We start from the raw sequence: 17,712 nt of genomic DNA, 5'->3' as shown, positions 1-17,712 counted from the left end.
AATGTAAAAGTACCCTGAGATTTGGGAAGACTAATTATATATCTAAAATCTAATTCTTTACTATGCTTGATGACAACGATTTTGCGTTAGCCTCGGCTGACGATACCTCGGTTGTGGTGCTTGAAGAACTATCTTCACATCCTCAGCCAGAAGTTCGTGAGGCTGTGGCTAAAAATCCGAATACGCCCACGAAAGTGCTGCTGAAATTAGGTAAGGAGTTTCCAGACGCAATTACTGCGAACCCGGTTTTCAATCTTTTGGTGCTGGAAAATCCTGAGAGCCATTTCGTTAGACTCTCTTTAGCCCGTAGCACAACAACTGGTGAAAGTGCGATCGCTCAGTTATCCAAAATCGAGGATGAGGAAATTCTTCTTGCTATTGCTAGAAATCCAAAGACACCACTTGAACTCCTAGAACAACTTTTAGAAAGCCCTCCTCCCTTCTGGGATCGAGATAATGATGGTCAATATGAGTTTGATAATCGGCTATTTTTTGCGATCGCTCGAAATCCGAACACTTCTGAATCGTTATTGCTTAAACTAGCCGAGAGTGGAATCAGCGATATCGAAATGGCGATCGCTGAGAACCCTAATGCACCATTATCCCTACTCAATAAGTTTGCAGATTGGAGAGATGTTTTGATGAACAAATTACTTGCTCAACATCCTGGAATACCAAGGGCAATGTTGAAAAAAATGGCAGGAGGAAATATAGATGTTTCGATATTCAAAGCACTTGCTCGAAATCCTCAAGTCCCAAGCGCAATATTAGAAAAACTAGCAGGAGAAAATGACGAAGAAATTCGCTATCTGGTCAAGAACCATCCAAATGTTTCAGAAAGTGCGATCGCTATCATCAATTTTATCGAGGGAAAACCTGGAACATCCATCGACTTGCTAGAGCGGTTAGCTAGCGATCGACGAGTCTATATCCGGCTATTGGTTGCCGCCCATCCTTCAACCCCTGCAAAGGTTTTAGGAAAACTCGTACAGAATACAGATGAAGATGTACTCTTTCAAGCCGCAAAAAATCCCAATGCAACCTCTACCTTTCTAGAGTTTTTTGCAGAGTTCTTGGTTAAGCAATATCAGCTAGTCTCGCCATCAAAACAAGGCATATATCAAGCAATTGCAATTCAATTGGTGAGACATTCTAAGATCACTCCAAAAGTGTTAGAAAATTTATTGCAGATGAATAACTATGATGTAGTGAAAGCGATCGCATCATCTTTGAAAACACCACCCACTATGCTGCTTGCACTTACGGATTATGAAGATCCATGTGTAGACATTTCTTTTTTAATGAAGCTCGCTCAAAACCCCAATACACCCTCAGAGGGACTGAAGAAGCTTTATCTAAAAATCAACCAAATACATCAGTCTCCGATTAATTCGATTAATTATATATGCGTGATCGCTGCTCATCCTAATACCCCTGTCCATTTACTAGAACAATTCGCAGTTCATTCCTACACTGAACTTCGCAGACAAGTTGCCAAAAATGTCAACACACCGATTGCAATTTTGGAGCGGTTAAGCAATGATTCTGACACTAGGGTTAGTACTATTGCAAAACAGGCGCTCAAGGAAAGAGCTTGATTTCAGCACTGTTTTTGTAAAGGTCAACACAGTCCAGTGAGGACTCTGAGAAAACCCCAAGCGATGCCAGAATCTTTACAGCGTTAAAATAGTAAATAAGGTAAAGATGTATATCAGAGTCAAAATCAATGGCACTATTCGGATTTGGCAAAAAGGAAGTTATACCCACACCTGACGAAGCTTTGTCAGGAAGGGCACAATCTATGTCAGTACCCGCCGCTCATTATGTCAACAAGAATCCCCTGAAGCCTCCTTATCCCGATGGATTAGAGAAGGCAATTTTTGGCTTGGGCTGTTTTTGGGGTGCAGAACGCAAATTCTGGCAACTTAAAGGAGTTTACACTACCGCAGTCGGTTATGCTGCTGGGTTCACACCCAACCCCACTTATGAAGAGGTATGTAGTGGACGAACGGGACACAATGAAGTGGTGTTGGTTGTGTTTGATCCCAAAGTGATTAGTTATGCCGAACTGCTCAAAGTCTTTTGGGAAAGCCACAATCCCACCCAAGGAATGCGCCAAGGTAATGATGCTGGCACTCAATACCGTTCGGGAATTTATGTATATTCCGAAAGTCAAAAGCAGCTAGCAGAAGCATCGCGGTCAGCTTATCAGCAAGCTCTCAATGGTGCAGGTTATGGCAAGATTACTACAGAAATCTTGGATGCACCTGAATTCTACTACGCCGAAGCTTACCATCAGCAATACCTCGCTAAAAATCCTAATGGGTATTGTGGTTTAGGAGGGACAAATGTTTCTTGTCCCGTGGGTGTAGTTGAATCGCAAGTTAGTTGATAGAAATGGAGTTGCTAGGGTAGTCAACTTAACGTGAGTTCGACAAACCTCTCCCTACCTTGAACTTTAGTTCAAGTCTGTCCCTCTCCGACTCGGAGAGGGACAGGTTTTGTGTAGTTAAGAATATTTGTAGGTTGGGTTGAACAAGGTGAAACCCAACAAACCCGGCAAAATTGTCTAAATACATTACCTCATATAAGGGACTTCCAAATAAAAAAATACTCAACTATTTCTTGTGGGGTGGGTGTCTCACCCGCCCACAGCCAAAGGCGGGCAAGATGCCCACCCCACAAGTAGTAGTAATTTATTTGTTGTCAGTCCCTAAATGCGATCTGCAAGACAAATCAGTGCATCAAGGATAGTTTTAGCAGCGATGACAGCTTGTGCAACTGGAATTTGTAAAATAACATGGCCTCTCCGACATCATTGATAAGTTTTGTTTAAGCATTTGCTCTAATATATAAGCATTTACAGCAAACGCTCAAGTAAAAGTTAATAACGTTAAAGCATTTACAGCTTTTGCTTAAGCAATTGTTGTAAACGCTTAAGTAAAAGTTAATAACGTTAAAGCATTTACAGCTTTTGCTTAAGCAATTGTTGTAAATGCTCAAGCAAAAGTTAATAACGTTAAAGCATTTACAGCTTTCACTTAAGCAATTGTTGTAAATGCTCAAGCAAAAGTTAATAACGTTAAAGCATTTACAGCTTTTGCTTAAGCAATTGTTGTAAATGCTCAAGTATTTGTAAAATTGCTTATATTTTGGGATTGCAGCAGTTGCATTAAAATAGCGATGTCTACGACGGGCTACGCCTACGCCTAAAATACCGAAAGTATTGAGATGGTGCGTTATGCCCTTGGCTAACACACCCTACAAGATTACGAATTACGAATTAAATGAGCTATGCGTTTTAACACTTTTACGACAGTATGTAGATCATCGCCACGATTCAGCGACAGTGTGTAAGATAATGCGTATCTCGGTATACCGTGTTTAGTCAACTTAATAAATTGAAATTCATTACCATTGGTAATAAACCCAAAAACAGGTTTTGCCGAAGTTGCATCTGCCAACATATAAGCCAATGCTTGTGGAATTGCTGGTACTAAAGAATATTCTGCTCGTTTTGCCTCAATAACGAGAACCCAAAATGGAGGATGCAACACCAAGATGTCAATACGTCCTCTGATAATCGTGCCTTCGTCTTCAGAAGAAATTCTGACCTCTTGTTCTGAGGCGATGTAAAAAGGCGGTTGATAAAAACCTGCTAGACGTAATAGTGGAGATAGCACCACCATTTTAACTACAGGTTCCAAAATAGGATATTTCGATAGATGCAAATATTCTGCCTTGACTTCATTGAGAGATTGCTTTTCTAAGTCACTCAACTCAGCTAAATCATGCCGCCATTCTGAAAAAAAATGTTCCTCGTTTGCAAGTTGCAGACCAAATTCATCAATAAGTTGCGCTAGGGTGATATCTTTTCCTTGAAGAATTTGAACCATTTGTTGAACCTTTTTGCCTAAAAACCCTTCCTTGAAATTCACCTAAAAGACTTGCCTTACAGTAGAGATTTGAGCAAAGCGATCGCCCAAGTCCACAACATAATACTAATAGGCGCTCCAATTAGAATACCAGCGATCGCCCAACCTCTTTGATGGGCTTTGAATAGCTCGCTTTTCAGTAAACATTATTTGACCGAGATATTTCAGGAATATGCAGAAGATAACGATTCCGGCGCGTTGTTGGCATCCTTGCGCGTAGTTGGTCATTCTACAGATAATTTTTGCGATAGTAAGCTTGATATTCCGCAGACAGCAGAGGTTCCCACCAATCACGATGATTAAGATACCATTCAACAGTTAAACGTAAACCCTCAGCAATTGTTACTGAAGGCGTCCAACCAAGCTGAGTTTTAATTTTGTTTGCATTAATTGCATATCTCCGATCATGTCCTTGTCTATCCTTGACAAAAGTAATCAGCTGCTTTGCTGGACGTACTGGTAAATCAGGTGCTAATTCATCCATCATCTGACACAAAAGTTGCACGAGGTTAATATTTTCTACCTCATTATTACCACCAATATTGTATGTTTCCCCTGGTTGACCATGATTGATTACCACATCTAAAGCATGACAATGATCGCCCACATAAAGCCAATCGCGGACATTTTTACCATCACCATAAACAGGTAATGGTTTACCTATCAAAGTGTTGATACACATCAGGGGAATTAGCTTTTCAGGAAACTGATAAAATCCGTAATTATTAGAGCAATTTGTGATAATGGTTGGAAGTTTATAAGTATGATAATAAGCACGCACTAAATGGTCACTGCCAGCTTTCGAGGCTGAATAGGGACTATTGGGAGCGTAGGGTGTAGTTTCAGAAAAAGCTGGATCATCTGCGCCCAGACTACCGTAGACTTCATCAGTAGAAACGTGTAGGAAACGATAATCCGACGGCTGTGCTTTTGCCTCCCAATGTTGCCGAAAAGCCTCAAGCAGCGTAAAAGTTCCCACTACATTAGTTTGCACAAAAGCCCCAGGCCCTAGAATCGAACGATCAACATGAGATTCAGCAGCAAAATGAGCGATCGCATCAATATTTTCCGTTGCTAGTAACTGATCTATAATAGTGCGATCGCAAATATCCCCCTGCACAAACCGAAAATTCTCTCTTCCCTCAAAGGGCGCCAAATTCAGACGATTCCCCGCGTAAGTAAGAGCATCCAACACCACCACCCGGTCATCTGGATAAACCTGACACCAGTGATGCACAAAATTCGCCCCAATAAACCCCGCACCCCCTGTAACTAATAACCGCCGACTCATTCAATTTCCTCTCTTCTCTCTGTGTTCTCTGCGCGGCAGTCGCTCATGGGGGAAACCCCCAAGACCGCGCTGCCTTGCCTCTGTGGTTCGTTTCTATTGCTTAAAATATTTTTTTCTCAACTTACCGTATATCCTCTGTGCAAATAACTTTACCACACGTATTCTCGTCAAACTCTTAATATTAGACGGCTGCTGGATCTTGTGGTCAAAAAACTCATTTAACTCATCCAGAATAACTTGGAAACGAGTAATAATATTGTCAGTCCGATGCTCAACCAAAAACTCTTCAGACAAGCTAAAGGCTACTGAATAATTAAGTACTTTCAGAATACGTTGGACATCATATTCTTGGGAATATCCAGCAATTTTATAGCAATTAAATCCCGGATCTAAGTAATCTGCCAGTCCACCGTTTACACTAGAAAATACTTGACAACCACAGGCCAGAGCTTCCATTGGTTGCAGACCAAATCCTTCACTAACACCCTGTTGTGCCCAATACTCAGCCGAATCATAGAGGTAAACCTTAGCTCGGTTGAATAGTCCAGGTAAATCCTCTACATAAGAGTCAACAAGCAATACTTTACAACGTTTTTGCAACGCTGGAATCAATTCTTTAATTAAATACTCAGAAGACTTCCGAGCCTGAACTAAAACATCAATATCCCGTTCCAGACCTAAATTTTGAAACTCATCAGAAATTTGATTCGGCAAATAATAAATGAGAGAATTGGGTGATTTTTCTCCCCAATATCCCATTGTATAGCGGCTGACAGTGATGATCGGAATACTCGCTCTTAGCCTAAATGGATAACCTGCACTATGGGCATGGTAAACGACATTGTATTGCTTAAGTTTAGCCACGAGTTGAGCTACATCAAATCCCCAACTGATGACAAAAATTACATCATTTAAATCTTTCTCTTTTAGCAAATCATCAATAAAAAGCTTACCTTCTTCTCGTTGACGGTAAGTGACAACATCAGCACTACAGAACTGCTGAACCAGATTAAGTGCTTTTAATTCTGCCCAAAGACCACCACAGGCAAATTTGCCATCTGTACCAGGGAGTAAAAAGTAAAGTTTTCTCATAATTTTTTTAGGGGAGTGGGCAGAGACGCGATTAATCGCGTCTGTACTGGGGAGTGGGGGAAGATGAGCGAGCAGGGGGAGATGAGGTAGATAGGGAAGACTATGGAGAAAATTTTTTCTTGTCCCCCTCATCCCCTTATCTCCCTCATCTCCCTCATCCTTCTCATCCCCCGAAGTCTCTCCAGCTCACTTTCACAAAATGTGCCTCACGCCCCCAAACGTCGCGTGTACGGGTAATATTTTCTATTGCTAGGTTAAAAGGAATGGCAGTTGTTAAGTAACGCTGTGCCATAGAACCTAAATCAGGTGCGAGTTCAGCAGCTGTCGTCGCAGCTAACCCTAAACCTATAAGTTGCTCGATTGGTCGAAATGGTAACAACAGATGCACACCCACAGCTAGTCCAGCTGTTAAGAGCATTGCTACTGATAAATTTGTGCCGCAACGGGGATGTACAGCCAAATCCCATTCTCCACTGGTGAGGCGATGTCGAGCAAGTGCGATCGCACGCCGCAAATCACTAATATTCACCTCACCATAGAGGTAGAATCCCTGCTCAGTAGACAAACCGCCTAATAGTTCGTTATCTCGTTGAACGTTAGTGGGTTCTCCTTTGCCAGGATAGCCACTTTTTGATTCGCTAAGAACCCAAACAGTAGCATGTTCTAAGGCGTGAACCTGCCGCAGCATCAAAATTTCTTTCAATCCTGGAATAAACGATAGCTGTCTGAGTAAGTCGGCATCTTGTGTGGGTTGCGGAAAGTCTGAAAATCGGTCTTCAAGACTCGGAACTTTCTCAGATACAGGTGTCGTAAGATCAAACTTAAAAAATTCAAAGGGAGACGAGCCACCCTGAAAAGAAGCAGAAGTATTCATTGGAACACCGCTCTCCAAACCGATGGAGTAACATATATTTCTTTCAAATGTAACGCTTGCACCACTAAATTGTTACTAATTTTTGTGGATGATTGTTTAGTTGGGGCATGGGGCATGGGGCATTGGGCATTGGTTATTCTCCTCTGCTCCTCTGCTCCTCTGCCCCCCTGATTCTAAAAGTCCCCAGTCCTACATCTGTTCTGCTGAATTTGGAAAGTAATTCTGATCTTTATAGTTTCCGAGTCCGAGGGTCAGCTGGCTCCACTAACATAAACTCCAGCTGAGTGAAGGACTCGGAACTTTTGGTAGAGTGTTCACACTGAAAACTTAGGCGTGAGGAGGGGAAAATCAGTAAAACTCAAAATTGGCTTGTCATTATACCAGACCAAAGTAATTACGTTGCTACTAGTAAATTCTTTATTCGATCTGGTTAGGCAGAAGACAGCAATTGACATCATTCAAACAGACTTTGCCCCACTGTAAAGCCCAGCGGACAAGAGCTACTCGATTTTCTGTCTCGGTTTTGGTGAGAATATTACTGATATGGTTATCAACTGTACGCTTGCTAATCTCCAGTTTTCCTGCAATCTCTTGGTTAGTTAAGCCAGTGGCCACTAAGTCGATAATTTGCAGTTCTCTGTCTGACAGACTAACGGGGGTCTCAGACTTGCCACCAGCCATGACTATTTCTATCCTCTGTTGGTATATGTACTTAATCGCTCTTTCTAATTCTAGAGGATTCTTTTGTTGGTAGGGGTTTCAAGTGTTAGCAGTAATACTATTGTCAATATTTTCTTTGGATTTCAAGTTGACAGAAATATAAAACAGGAGTCAGAATACAGAATTCAGAATTCAGAATTCAGAATACACTACCCATAAAGGGATAGAGTTTTAAGGCGAGAATATTTTAATTTTTTTCGCTTAACCCAACGGCCACGCTACGGGCATCGCCAGGGGCGAGGTTTTAATCAATATTCATCACCCACTCGTACAGAATCCATGACTTTATTCTGACGCCTCGGCGGAGCAATCCCAAGCTCTGCTCCTGACTTCTGAATTATTCTTATAAACATAACTTATTTTTGGTACTAAAAAATACATTTAAATATAAAAAATTAGTATATTCACTGGGATATTTTTGGAGAGTATTAGAGGCATATATATGTTATGGGAGTAGTAAAAATTGCTATTTAATTGTATGAAGGACTGGCGACAGATTAGCAAAAATTATTGTAGATTTTATACTGTAAATTCCTAATCCCAAATCGAAATCTAAAATTGAAAATGAGATGAGCAATCCCCGTGTTTTGTGCCTTGGTGAAATTTTGTTTGATTGTTTAGCCGATCAATTAGGGCTAAAGCTGGAAGAAGTGAAATCTTGGACTCCCTACCCAGGAGGGGCACCAGCTAATGTAGCCTGTGCTTTAGTCAAGCTAGGGACGCCAGCCGGATTTATCGGAGCGGTTGGCGAAGATGAACCAGGGAATGCACTGGTCAAGCTACTACAAGATGTAGGTGTAGAGACGACGGGGGTACAACGCCATCCCACAGCACCAACGCGGCAAGTTTATGTTACACGGGATCTGGCTGGCGATCGCACCTTTGCCGGATTTGGTCAATACGATACCGCAGAATTTGCCGATACTCGCCTGCAAGCTAAACAATTGCCAAATTCGCTGTTTCAAGAGGCAGATTTTCTGGTTTTGGGTACTTTAGAATTAGCCTATCCTGAAAGTGGAGAGGCAATTCACCGCGCTCTAGAGTTAGCAGAACATTACGATTTGAAGATTGTGCTGGATGTCAACTGGCGCCCTGTATTTTGGGATGAACCAAACATCGCTCATCAAAAAATTCCAGAATTATTTAAGCGAGTCGATTTCCTCAAACTTTCCAAAGAAGAAGCTGAATGGCTATTTGAAACCGCAGATCCCGGAGCCATAACTTACCGTCTGGCTTCAATTGAAGGAGTATTAGTAACAGATGGGGAAAACGGTTGCACTTACTGTCTGGGTGAGAACGAAGGCAAATTACCCTCGTTTTCCATCCCTGTAGTTGATACAACTGGTGCAGGAGATAGCTTTTTGGCAGGATTCATCCACCAACTGAGTCAGTATGGCATCCACAGCTTGCGGGATGCAGAAACAGCAAAACGCATTGTCACCTATGCCAGTGCAGTTGGAGCGCTGACTACTATTAAAGCAGGTGCGATCGCTTCTCAACCTACTGCTGCTGAAGTCGAAGCTTTTCTAGCCGCACATCAACTCTAGGAACTAGCATAAGCCACTGGGATATCAGCCACCAAAGGCTGATACTCCTGGCTAGAAAATGGGCGAAAATCTTCATGCGATTCTGCGGTCATATTACACAATAAACGCAGCTGGAGAGGTGTCGGTACTGGGTTAACGCGCTCAACTTTTACTTTTATAAGTTCTGAATTTTTGTTCTTGAGTTTAAAAACATCATCCACAATATACCGAGGGCAATAACCTACGATGTAATGATCTTCAGTGCATAATAGCAATGCACGTGGGTCATAGGGGTTTTGAAATTCGTTCGCTAAATATAAGAGTTCACCTGTTTGTAATTGATTAATCCGTTCAGTTGCACCAGGAGGAAGGTGTCGCAGTCCATGTGCAAAAAAATGGATGTGGTATAAACCATTTTCATTTGGTTCTGGGCAGGGGAAAACTTCAAAATAATCTGTTACCTTGCGTCCACCACTCCGAGAAAGAATGCTAACTGGATCGTCTTCACCTTCGGGAATATTTAGCGATTCAATATAATTTTTGTAGTCAGGGCGAGAGCGTCGCATTAATCGATTAGAAAACAAGGGGAACAGTTCAACTGATGTGTATTCTTTGTTTAAGTCTGGGAAAGAATACAATAGCTGAAAATTATGTTCAGTTTGAGCTTTTACAGCACCTTGCGTATATACAAATTGATATTTTTTGCCGTCAAATGTTAAGCGACCAATGGGAAGCCAAACACGACTATTAGGATCTTGCCAAGCTAAAAAAAGTGTTTTCATAGTAGGGTGTCCAGCAGCTTACTTTGATTTAATTCCAATATCTTCTGTGCAAATTCAATTGCTGTTTGCGATATGCGATTAGATGGAATACGCTCAAAAAGCTTTAACGTATCATTGCTTGACACCCTTGCTAAATTATTCAACCATACCCTCGCTGCATCTGGATACCGTTTTTGCGCTTCACAAAATGCATTAAAAGTCTTGAGAGTTTTTTGATCGTCAACTCTAGCATACAACGCAGAATTGCATTTTTCCACATACGCTTGGACAGAAAAGCCAGCGTCTTTTGTGATTAGCCTGCTTTTCCTTTTAGAATCAGACTCGTTCCTACCAAGACAGGAGGCGTGGTCATAGGTTGGTGCTAGATAAATCTTTTCTTGTAAACTGATGAATGCCCAATTTTCATGGTGTCGATCGCTATTCCCAATCCAAGCATCTAAAAGTAAATACCCAACAAAAGTTTCCGTCGGATGACTAATTCCCTCTGGTGGTTTCCAATTGATAGGCAAATTGACTAAAGCATCTCCGATTGCATTGAATACATTGTCTATTGTGTGTTGGGATAGGTCTTTAGAATCTTCTGGATAATTAGATACTATCCGAGCCAGAATTTCATTACCAAGGGTGAGAATTGCACCTTCTTGAGGCGGCAAAAATGAGGGTGAAACAATACCATTTTCCCCATTGAATATTGCCAGTTCATAATCAGCATGGGGTAAACCTAGCAACTCGCACAACTCGGCTGCAATCTTTTCTGCCCAATCTTCTCCTGTGTTTGGTCTAGCTTTCTTGAATAGGCAACGACCTAAATACTGATGGCGAAACCAGAACTTTTCTTTGGTTCCCAAATCTTCATCAGCCTCTGGGGCATCTAGGGGAACGTCAATGATCGGAAACTGCTCTGGCATAATTTATGGGAAAGTCTGATTTAGAGCAAATTATTAAGTTCACCTATTTTTAATATGTGTAACAGTCAATGGTTAGCCTTAGCTCGTTGCCACAGAGTATCAACGGTCACAAACTCATAGCCTTGTTGTAGCAGTTGCGGAATCAGAATTTTAATTGTGGCAGCAACATCTTCTCCACCGTAAGCACCATCATGTAAAACAATCAGCGAACCATTTTTGACCTGCTGCATAACTCGCTGTACTACAGTGGTAACGCCTGGCCGCACCCAGTCTTCTGGTACAACACTCCACATAACTGGGCGGTAATTCCACTGAAAGAACAATTTTAAAGTCGCAGGTGTAAATAAACCATTGGGGGGGCGAACATCTCGCACTTGTTCAGGTTGCAGATTGCAAGCGTTGTAAATAGCAGCTTGAGTTTTTTCTAAACTGTCCTTCAGGTCATTTGGGGAAAGCATGGGAAAAGAGCGATGATCGTAGCCATGCAATCCGATCCAGTGTCCGCGATCGCTAACAACTTTAGCAATGGCTGGTGAACGGTTGACGCAAGCACCCAACCAAAAAAAACTCGCAGTAATGTTGTAACGGTCTAATACAGCCAAGACTTCGGGTGTGTATTGCGGATGCGGCCCATCATCGAATGTGAGTGCGATCGCTTTAGAATCGGGATTTCCACCCCAAAGGCAGTTAGGAAAACTCGGCTGGAGAATGCGGTAGAAAATTGGGAACAGGGGAGCTAACTGCATAAAGTTTTTTATTTTTCCGTAATCTTGCATAAGTACACTGATTACTTAATATGAGGCTGTTGAGCGTGCGAACCACTGCTTACCTAGCTTATATCTAAAACTTACGCACTATACAAATAGAGAGTTCTATGAATGAGCGCTGCTTATAGGTTCAAACATCAGAGCGATCGCTTTGACATGACAATCACCACCCCAAAGTCAATTGGGAAAGGTCGGCTGGAAAATGTCAATGCTCTATTTTGTAAAAAATCTGTCAGAGCAATACTATTTGACCTAAAACTCACCTAAATTGATGATTAATCTCCGAAGAAACACTGCATAAAAAGCTAATGTTGTTCAAAGATATACGAGATTATCAAATTTCATTTCTGGGCTTGTTCCTAGTCGTGGGAATCGGTACACGAGACTGGACATTGCGACCAGAGTTAATTGGAGTATTGATTGCCACAAGTCTAGCAACCCAATGGATATTGTCATTAGTCATTAGTCATTGGTCATTGGCAAACAACATAGACGCCCCACCGGCTTCCCGCAGGGTAGGACAAATGACTAATGACAAAGGACAAATTACGAGTCTTCGTAGTGCTTTAATTACCTCATTGGGACTCAGTTTACTGTTGCGGGCTGATCATTGGACAACAATGGCAATAGCCGCAGCAAGTGCGATCGCTAGCAAATTTCTCTTCAAATTCGGTGATAAACATTTCTTCAACCCTGGTAATTTTGGGATCATTTCCGCCTTGGTTCTCACCTCCGATGCCTGGGTTTCGCCGGGACAATGGGGTGAAGAGTGGTGGTATGCGCTCTTATTCGCCGGAACTGGCGGCATGACTTTGCAACGCATTGGTCGCTGGGACACCACAGCAGCTTTTTTGGGTGCCTACTCTTTGCTGGAAGCCATTCGCAATCTCTGGCTGGGTTGGACTTGGGATGTTTACTGGCACCGATTGATGAGCGGATCGTTGTTGTTGTTCGCCCTATTTATGATTACAGATCCGCGATCGATCCCCAATTCCCGAATTGGGCGGGTAGTTTGGGCAGTTTGCATCGCCGGATTAACTTTCATTCTGCGGAATTATTTCTTTGTTTCTACCGCAGTTTTCTGGGCACTGTTTGCCCTTGCGCCATTGACCATTCTGATAGATGTCCTCTGGTTAGCCCCCAGGTTTGCTTGGCAAGAGGGAGATGAGGGAGATGAGGGAGATGAGGGAGATGAGGGAGATAAGGGAGATGAGGGAGCAGGGGAAGAACTTCTTACTCAGCACTCCTAACTCCTGTACAGACGCGATTAATCGCGTCTGTGCATTAACAAAATTCGGTGGGTTTAAGTCCCCGGTTACAAAAGAAGCCGCAAGTTTTGTGGCAATGAGTCTTTATCCCCGTTACAAAACTGTACTTCCGACTTCCGACTTCTTTAAAAATCTTGAGGTATAAAAAATGAAGATTTTTCGACTTTTAACGCCATTACTATTAGCAATTGTAGCTGTTTTGTGCTTTGCACCCGCAGCTTGGGCATTTTGTGGATTCTATGTAGCTAAAGCTGATGCGAAGCTCTACAACAAAGCTTCTCAGGTGGTGATCGCGCGAGATGGCAATCGCACTGTCCTAACAATGGCAAACGACTTTCAAGGCGAAGTCAAAGATTTTGCAATAGTAGTACCAGTGCCAACAGTGCTGAAAAAAGAGCAAGTTCGCGTTGCCCAACCCCAGATTATCGAGCGCCTAGATGCTTTTAGTGCGCCGCGATTGGTAGAATATTTTGACCCAGATCCTTGTGCCCCAATATTTTTCGGGAACTTGCTAACACAGAGCGGAGTAGGAGGTGATGGAGGTAAGGCGGGATCTATAAGTATCGATCGCAGTTTAGGTGTGACAGTCGAAGCCAGTTTCAACGTCGGCGAATACGACATCGTGATCCTCAGTGCTAAAGAATCTGGCGGACTGGAAACTTGGCTCAGAAGCAATGGCTACAAAATCCCTCAAGGCGCGAAACAGTTACTTCAGCCTTACATCCGTTCCTCAATGAAATTCTTTGTTGCCAAAGTCAACTTAGATAAATTCGAGCAATCTGGCTACCAGTTATTGCGTCCGCTACAAATTTCCTATCAATCACCCAAGTTCATGCTGCCAATTCGTTTAGGCATGCTCAATGCCACGACAGAGCAGGATTTAATTGTCTATATCCTCTCGCCCGAAGGAGGGGCAGAAATCACTAACTATCGGACGGTGAAAATCCCCACCGACGCCAATATTCCGGTGTATGTCAAAAATGAATTTAATGAATTCTACAAATCCCTGTTCCAAACTGCTTACACCAAAGAAGGCAAAAGAGTCGGTTTTTTGGAATACGCTTGGGATATGGGTAGTTGCGATCCTTGTTCTGCCGATCCCCTGACCCCAGACGAACTCAAGGAAGCAGGTGTATTTTGGCTAATTAATAATAATTCTTCAAGTAATGTACCAGTATTCCCCAATTTTGGTATTCCCTTTGTTAGCAGTAACGTCTTCATCTCCCGTCTGCATGTCCGCTACACCCGCGACACATTCCCAGAAGACTTGATTTTCCTGCAAACTGCCAACCGTGAATTTTTCCAAGGGCGTTATATTTTGCAATATCCCTTTCAAGGGGAACTTAAGTGTCAAGCAGGTAAAGAATACAAACGGTCTTTGCCCAAGCGTTTTGAACAAGAGGCCCAAACTCTGGCTAAGTTAACCAACTGGGATATCCAAGATATTCGCAAGAAAATGAAGCTGAGTGTCGGAAATCTTACATATTCCTTGTGGGAAAGTTTCTTATCCTGGTTTTGATTCGTATTGACTTTTTCGGATAATTCCCGGCTGTCTAAGGTCTTGTCATTACCCACATTTTTGTAACAGTCAAAGTATCGCGTAGACAGGCAATCCCGCCCAGAACTTAAGTTCTGGGCTAATAGCTCAAGTCCACTTAAGTGGACTGAAATTTTCCCTAACACACACGACACGTTAAAAAGATATGGGTAAATCTAATGACTTAAACTAAAGTTTAAGTCATTAGATTTACTGCTCTATTTTGTAACAAAATCTGTAACATAAATACTATTTGAGTTAGCACTCGTCTAGATTGATGACAAATCTACGGGGAATCCCTGAATGAAAGGGTAATGTTGCTCAAAGATATACGAGATGATCAAATTCTATTTCTCGGCTTGTTCCTAGTCTTGGGAATCGGTACACGAGACTGGACGTTGCGACCAGAGTTAATTGGGGTAGCGATCGCCACAAGTCTAGCAACAAACATGGATATTGTCATGGGTAACAGGGAAAGAACAAATCCCCAATCTTCGCTTGGCGGGAGATGAGGGAGCAGGGGAAGAACTCCTAACTCCTAACTCTTAACTCCTGTACAGACGCGATTAATCGCGTCTCTAACTCAACACTAAAAAAGTAGAGGTATAAAATGAAGATTTTTCGACTTTTAACGCCATTATTGTTGGTAATTGTCGCTGTTTTGTGCTTTGCACCGGCAGCTTGGGCATTTTGTGGATTTTATGTAGCTAAAGCTGATACGAAGCTGTATAACAAAGCTTCTCAGGTGGCGATCGCACGGGATGGCGATCGCACCGTGATGACAATGGCAAACGACTTTCAAGGCGAGGTGAAAGATTTTGCAATAGTAATACCTGTGCCAACGGTGCTGCAAAAAGAGCAAGTTCGTGTGGTTGAACCGAAGATTATCCAACGCTTAGACGCTTTTAGTGCGCCACGATTGGTAGAATATTTTGACTCAGATCCTTGTGCTGTAAGTGATTCGGTAGATCGACCTGCTCCAGCATCTAGAGCAGGCGCAGTCAATGAGGAAGCTAAAAAGACAAGCGATCGCAGTTTGGGTGTGACAATCGAAGCACGTTTCAACGTCGGCGAATACGACATTTTGATCCTCAGCGCTAAAGAATCTGGCGGACTGGAAACTTGGCTCAGAAACAATGGCTACAAAATCCCTAGAGGAGCAAAACAGTTACTTCAGCCCTACATCCGTTCCTCAATGAAATTCTTTGTTGCCAAAGTAAACTTGGATAAATTTGAGAAATCTGGCTATCAGTTCCTGCGTCCGCTACAAATTTCCTACCAATCACCTAAATTCATGCTGCCAATTCGTTTGGGCATGATCAATGCTACGACAGAGCAGGATTTGATTGTCTACATCCTCTCGCCCCAAGGACAGGTAGAAATCACTAACTACCGGACAGTGAAAATCCCCTCCGACGCAAATATTCCCTTGTTTGTCAAAGGTGAATTTGGTGAATTCTACAAATCTATGTTTCAAACTGTCTACACCAAAGAAGATCGGAAAGTTGGTTTTTTGGAATACGCTTGGGACATGGGTAGTTGCGATCCTTGTTCTGCCGATCCCTTAACCCCAGAAGAACTCAAGCAAGCAGGCGTATTTTGGCTAGATGATAATTCTGCAAGCGATGTACCAGTACGCCCCGGCTTTCGTCGTTCCTCTTCTAGCAGTAACGTCTTCATCTCCCGGCTGCACGTCCGCTACACCCGCAATAAATTCCCTGAAGACTTGATATTTCAACAAACTGCTAATAGTGAATCTTTCCAAGGGCGTTATGTTTTGCAACATCCGTTCCAAGGGGAACTCAAATGTCAGGCGGGTAGAGAATATAAACGGTCTTTGCCCAAGCGTTTTGAACAAGAGGCCCAAACTCTGGCTAAACTAACCAACTGGAATATTCAAGACATTCGCAACAAAATGAAGCTGAGTGTAGGTAATCTGAGATATTCTTGGTGGGAAAATTTCCTGTCCTGGCTGGGATTATATTGAGAATTCCCTTTTAAAAAAGGTAGACCATCTTGACGAAAGGTATTTTTTAGGGCGTTGTTATGGGCAATACTAAGATATTCTTGCTTTCTGCCCCAAGATTGTCATGGTTCAATTCGATGAACAGCTACGCCGCTTAGTTACCGAAGCCTGTGGACACCCATCTGGAAGTCCTCAGCGTCAGAAGCTGCTCACGCAAATTATTCGCTTGACAGCAAGTAGACTCTGGAGGGAAAGTACTCCCTACTATCAAGATGCACTACAACAAACTTGGTTATATTTCTGCCGCAATGTTTGTGAAGGTTTGACAGGTCAAACCTATGACCCCACCTATGGCAGTGTCATCACCTGGCTGAATGCTTACTTAAAACGGAGATTACAAGACTTTTACATTAACCAGAATCGGGAACAAGCTACAACAGTCCCTCTTCGGGTTCGTCAGTCTACATCGGGTGGAATAAGTGAAACTATTGATCCTGTAGATAACCTCCCAGCTATCCCCCAAGCACCTCCGATTCTGGAAGACTTGGAGATATGGGTTAAGACAGATTCTCAAGGAGAATTGCGTGGTACTTGCATTAAAGGGCGTCCAGATGTGAATTGTCAGGTGTTAATTCTCAAACGCCTACCCCCGGAAGTTAGCTGGAGAGAATTATCTGAGGAATTTGGGCTGTCAATTCCGACATTAAGCAGTTTTTATCAGCGCCAGTGTCTACCACGTTTGCGTAAATTCGCCGAATTGGAAGGATTGTTATAAAAAAGGCATCTGGTGAAAAAAATGTCGAGACGTAGCACTGCTCATGCGTGTCAACTTAAGCCAAAACCCTTTTAATACCTCGTTTCTAGCCTCTGGCTGGAAATGCTCTTCAATTGCGGCTCTGTCGCAACTCAAGAGGCGGCAGCCCTCCCATTAGGTATTCCCAGTCAGAGAGTGGGAATGAGATAATCTCTAAAAGCTGCTTCTAGACTGGCTTTCACGTTAAGTTGACACCAATGAACACCGCTACCTCTCTACAAGGGTTCTGGAT

The 17,712-nt window shown here is 42.7% G+C and carries 17 protein-coding genes and 1 pseudogene; 9 read left to right on the top strand and 9 right to left on the bottom strand.

What is annotated here, in order from left to right:
* The first annotated feature begins 62 nt into the window (after positions 1-62).
* Positions 63-1,598, top strand: coding sequence for a hypothetical protein (locus tag V7K27_RS30545; RefSeq protein ID WP_334952278.1), 1,536 nt, complete (start codon positions 63-65; stop codon positions 1,596-1,598).
* Between the two features lie 128 nt (positions 1,599-1,726).
* Positions 1,727-2,392 (top strand): peptide-methionine (S)-S-oxide reductase MsrA, encoded by a 666-nt coding sequence (gene msrA / locus V7K27_RS30540; RefSeq protein WP_334952277.1) that lies wholly within the window; start codon positions 1,727-1,729, stop codon positions 2,390-2,392.
* An 877-nt stretch (positions 2,393-3,269) separates the two neighbouring features.
* Here msrA and V7K27_RS30535 read toward each other — a convergent pair.
* The 6 genes from V7K27_RS30535 to V7K27_RS30510 all read right to left on the bottom strand — a co-directional run bounded on the left by V7K27_RS30535 (position 3,270) and on the right by V7K27_RS30510 (position 7,873).
* Entirely contained in the window at positions 3,270-3,896 is a 627-nt protein-coding gene (locus V7K27_RS30535; RefSeq protein WP_334952276.1) for a type I restriction endonuclease, read from the bottom strand.
* A 105-nt stretch (positions 3,897-4,001) separates the two neighbouring features.
* Positions 4,002-4,163 (bottom strand): hypothetical protein, encoded by a 162-nt coding sequence (locus tag V7K27_RS30530; RefSeq protein ID WP_334952275.1) that lies wholly within the window; start codon positions 4,161-4,163, stop codon positions 4,002-4,004.
* Position 4,164: 1 nt separating this feature from the next.
* Entirely contained in the window at positions 4,165-5,226 is a 1,062-nt protein-coding gene (gene rfbB / locus V7K27_RS30525) for a dTDP-glucose 4,6-dehydratase (protein ID WP_334952274.1), read from the bottom strand.
* A 93-nt stretch (positions 5,227-5,319) separates the two neighbouring features.
* Positions 5,320-6,318 carry a glycosyltransferase gene (locus V7K27_RS30520; protein ID WP_334952308.1) on the bottom strand — a complete coding sequence of 333 codons (999 nt, stop codon included), beginning with the start codon at positions 6,316-6,318 and terminating at the stop codon, positions 5,320-5,322.
* 163 nt (positions 6,319-6,481) lie between these two features.
* Positions 6,482-7,192: a DUF6391 domain-containing protein gene (locus V7K27_RS30515; protein ID WP_334952273.1), complete on the bottom strand. Its 711-nt coding sequence runs from the start codon at positions 7,190-7,192 to the stop codon at positions 6,482-6,484.
* Positions 7,193-7,609: 417 nt separating this feature from the next.
* On the bottom strand, positions 7,610-7,873 hold the full coding sequence (locus tag V7K27_RS30510) for a helix-turn-helix domain-containing protein (RefSeq protein ID WP_292764399.1): 264 nt from the start codon (positions 7,871-7,873) through the stop codon (positions 7,610-7,612).
* 608 nt (positions 7,874-8,481) lie between these two features.
* On the opposite strand from V7K27_RS30510, the gene V7K27_RS30505 reads away from it, so the two are divergent.
* Positions 8,482-9,459: a carbohydrate kinase family protein gene (locus tag V7K27_RS30505; protein ID WP_334952272.1), complete on the top strand. Its 978-nt coding sequence runs from the start codon at positions 8,482-8,484 to the stop codon at positions 9,457-9,459.
* Here the strand turns inward: V7K27_RS30505 and V7K27_RS30500 are convergent.
* From V7K27_RS30500 to V7K27_RS30490, 3 genes are all read right to left on the bottom strand, one after another.
* Complete coding sequence (locus tag V7K27_RS30500; protein WP_334952271.1) at positions 9,456-10,220, bottom strand: HIRAN domain-containing protein; 765 nt, start codon at positions 10,218-10,220, stop codon at positions 9,456-9,458. The genes V7K27_RS30505 and V7K27_RS30500 overlap by 4 nt on opposite strands.
* Entirely contained in the window at positions 10,217-11,128 is a 912-nt protein-coding gene (locus V7K27_RS30495; RefSeq protein ID WP_334952269.1) for a HipA-like protein, read from the bottom strand. Before V7K27_RS30495 ends, V7K27_RS30500 begins: the two co-directional genes overlap by 4 nt.
* Before the next feature lie 65 nt (positions 11,129-11,193).
* Complete coding sequence (locus V7K27_RS30490; protein WP_334952268.1) at positions 11,194-11,874, bottom strand: polysaccharide deacetylase family protein; 681 nt, start codon at positions 11,872-11,874, stop codon at positions 11,194-11,196.
* Between the two features lie 132 nt (positions 11,875-12,006).
* Here V7K27_RS30490 and V7K27_RS30485 point away from each other — a divergent pair, with 132 nt between their 5' ends.
* The 6 genes and pseudogenes from V7K27_RS30485 to V7K27_RS30460 all read left to right on the top strand — a co-directional run bounded on the left by V7K27_RS30485 (position 12,007) and on the right by V7K27_RS30460 (position 17,441).
* Positions 12,007-12,162 (top strand): hypothetical protein, encoded by a 156-nt coding sequence (locus tag V7K27_RS30485; protein ID WP_334952267.1) that lies wholly within the window; start codon positions 12,007-12,009, stop codon positions 12,160-12,162.
* Positions 12,163-12,203: 41 nt separating this feature from the next.
* On the top strand, positions 12,204-13,145 hold the full coding sequence (locus V7K27_RS30480) for an RnfABCDGE type electron transport complex subunit D (RefSeq protein WP_334952266.1): 942 nt from the start codon (positions 12,204-12,206) through the stop codon (positions 13,143-13,145).
* A gap of 166 nt (positions 13,146-13,311) precedes the next feature.
* A complete protein-coding gene (locus tag V7K27_RS30475) occupies positions 13,312-14,682 on the top strand; it encodes a DUF2330 domain-containing protein (protein WP_334952265.1) in 1,371 nt (456 codons plus the stop codon).
* Positions 14,683-15,014: 332 nt separating this feature from the next.
* Positions 15,015-15,146, top strand: a pseudogene (locus tag V7K27_RS30470) (Na+-transporting NADH:ubiquinone oxidoreductase, subunit NqrB); the annotation flags it as partial.
* A gap of 164 nt (positions 15,147-15,310) precedes the next feature.
* Positions 15,311-16,687 carry a DUF2330 domain-containing protein gene (locus V7K27_RS30465; RefSeq protein WP_334952264.1) on the top strand — a complete coding sequence of 459 codons (1,377 nt, stop codon included), beginning with the start codon at positions 15,311-15,313 and terminating at the stop codon, positions 16,685-16,687.
* Positions 16,688-16,790: 103 nt separating this feature from the next.
* The gene (locus V7K27_RS30460) at positions 16,791-17,441 is read left to right on the top strand and encodes a sigma-70 family RNA polymerase sigma factor (RefSeq protein ID WP_334952263.1); all 651 of its coding nucleotides are present in this window, start codon (positions 16,791-16,793) and stop codon (positions 17,439-17,441) included.
* Positions 17,442-17,712: the final 271 nt, after the last annotated feature.

The organism is Nostoc sp., assembly GCF_036919575.1.
GTDB lineage: Bacteria > Cyanobacteriota > Cyanobacteriia > Cyanobacteriales > Nostocaceae > Nostoc.
The sequence above is the reverse complement of the archived record's forward strand: the minus strand, read 5'-3'. Positions and strand labels throughout refer to the sequence as shown.

Coding starts and splice junctions, on each gene's coding strand:
- V7K27_RS30545 (WP_334952278.1), top strand. CDS start 63: ATGCTTGATGACAACGATTTTGCGTTAGCCTCGGCTGACGATACCTCG.
- msrA (WP_334952277.1), top strand. CDS start 1,727: ATGGCACTATTCGGATTTGGCAAAAAGGAAGTTATACCCACACCTGAC.
- V7K27_RS30535 (WP_334952276.1), bottom strand. CDS start 3,896: ATGGTTCAAATTCTTCAAGGAAAAGATATCACCCTAGCGCAACTTATT.
- V7K27_RS30530 (WP_334952275.1), bottom strand. CDS start 4,163: ATGACCAACTACGCGCAAGGATGCCAACAACGCGCCGGAATCGTTATC.
- rfbB (WP_334952274.1), bottom strand. CDS start 5,226: ATGAGTCGGCGGTTATTAGTTACAGGGGGTGCGGGGTTTATTGGGGCG.
- V7K27_RS30520 (WP_334952308.1), bottom strand. CDS start 6,318: ATGAGAAAACTTTACTTTTTACTCCCTGGTACAGATGGCAAATTTGCC.
- V7K27_RS30515 (WP_334952273.1), bottom strand. CDS start 7,192: ATGAATACTTCTGCTTCTTTTCAGGGTGGCTCGTCTCCCTTTGAATTT.
- V7K27_RS30510 (WP_292764399.1), bottom strand. CDS start 7,873: ATGGCTGGTGGCAAGTCTGAGACCCCCGTTAGTCTGTCAGACAGAGAA.
- V7K27_RS30505 (WP_334952272.1), top strand. CDS start 8,482: ATGAGCAATCCCCGTGTTTTGTGCCTTGGTGAAATTTTGTTTGATTGT.
- V7K27_RS30500 (WP_334952271.1), bottom strand. CDS start 10,220: ATGAAAACACTTTTTTTAGCTTGGCAAGATCCTAATAGTCGTGTTTGG.
- V7K27_RS30495 (WP_334952269.1), bottom strand. CDS start 11,128: ATGCCAGAGCAGTTTCCGATCATTGACGTTCCCCTAGATGCCCCAGAG.
- V7K27_RS30490 (WP_334952268.1), bottom strand. CDS start 11,874: ATGCAGTTAGCTCCCCTGTTCCCAATTTTCTACCGCATTCTCCAGCCG.
- V7K27_RS30485 (WP_334952267.1), top strand. CDS start 12,007: ATGAGCGCTGCTTATAGGTTCAAACATCAGAGCGATCGCTTTGACATG.
- V7K27_RS30480 (WP_334952266.1), top strand. CDS start 12,204: ATGTTGTTCAAAGATATACGAGATTATCAAATTTCATTTCTGGGCTTG.
- V7K27_RS30475 (WP_334952265.1), top strand. CDS start 13,312: ATGAAGATTTTTCGACTTTTAACGCCATTACTATTAGCAATTGTAGCT.
- V7K27_RS30465 (WP_334952264.1), top strand. CDS start 15,311: ATGAAGATTTTTCGACTTTTAACGCCATTATTGTTGGTAATTGTCGCT.
- V7K27_RS30460 (WP_334952263.1), top strand. CDS start 16,791: ATGGTTCAATTCGATGAACAGCTACGCCGCTTAGTTACCGAAGCCTGT.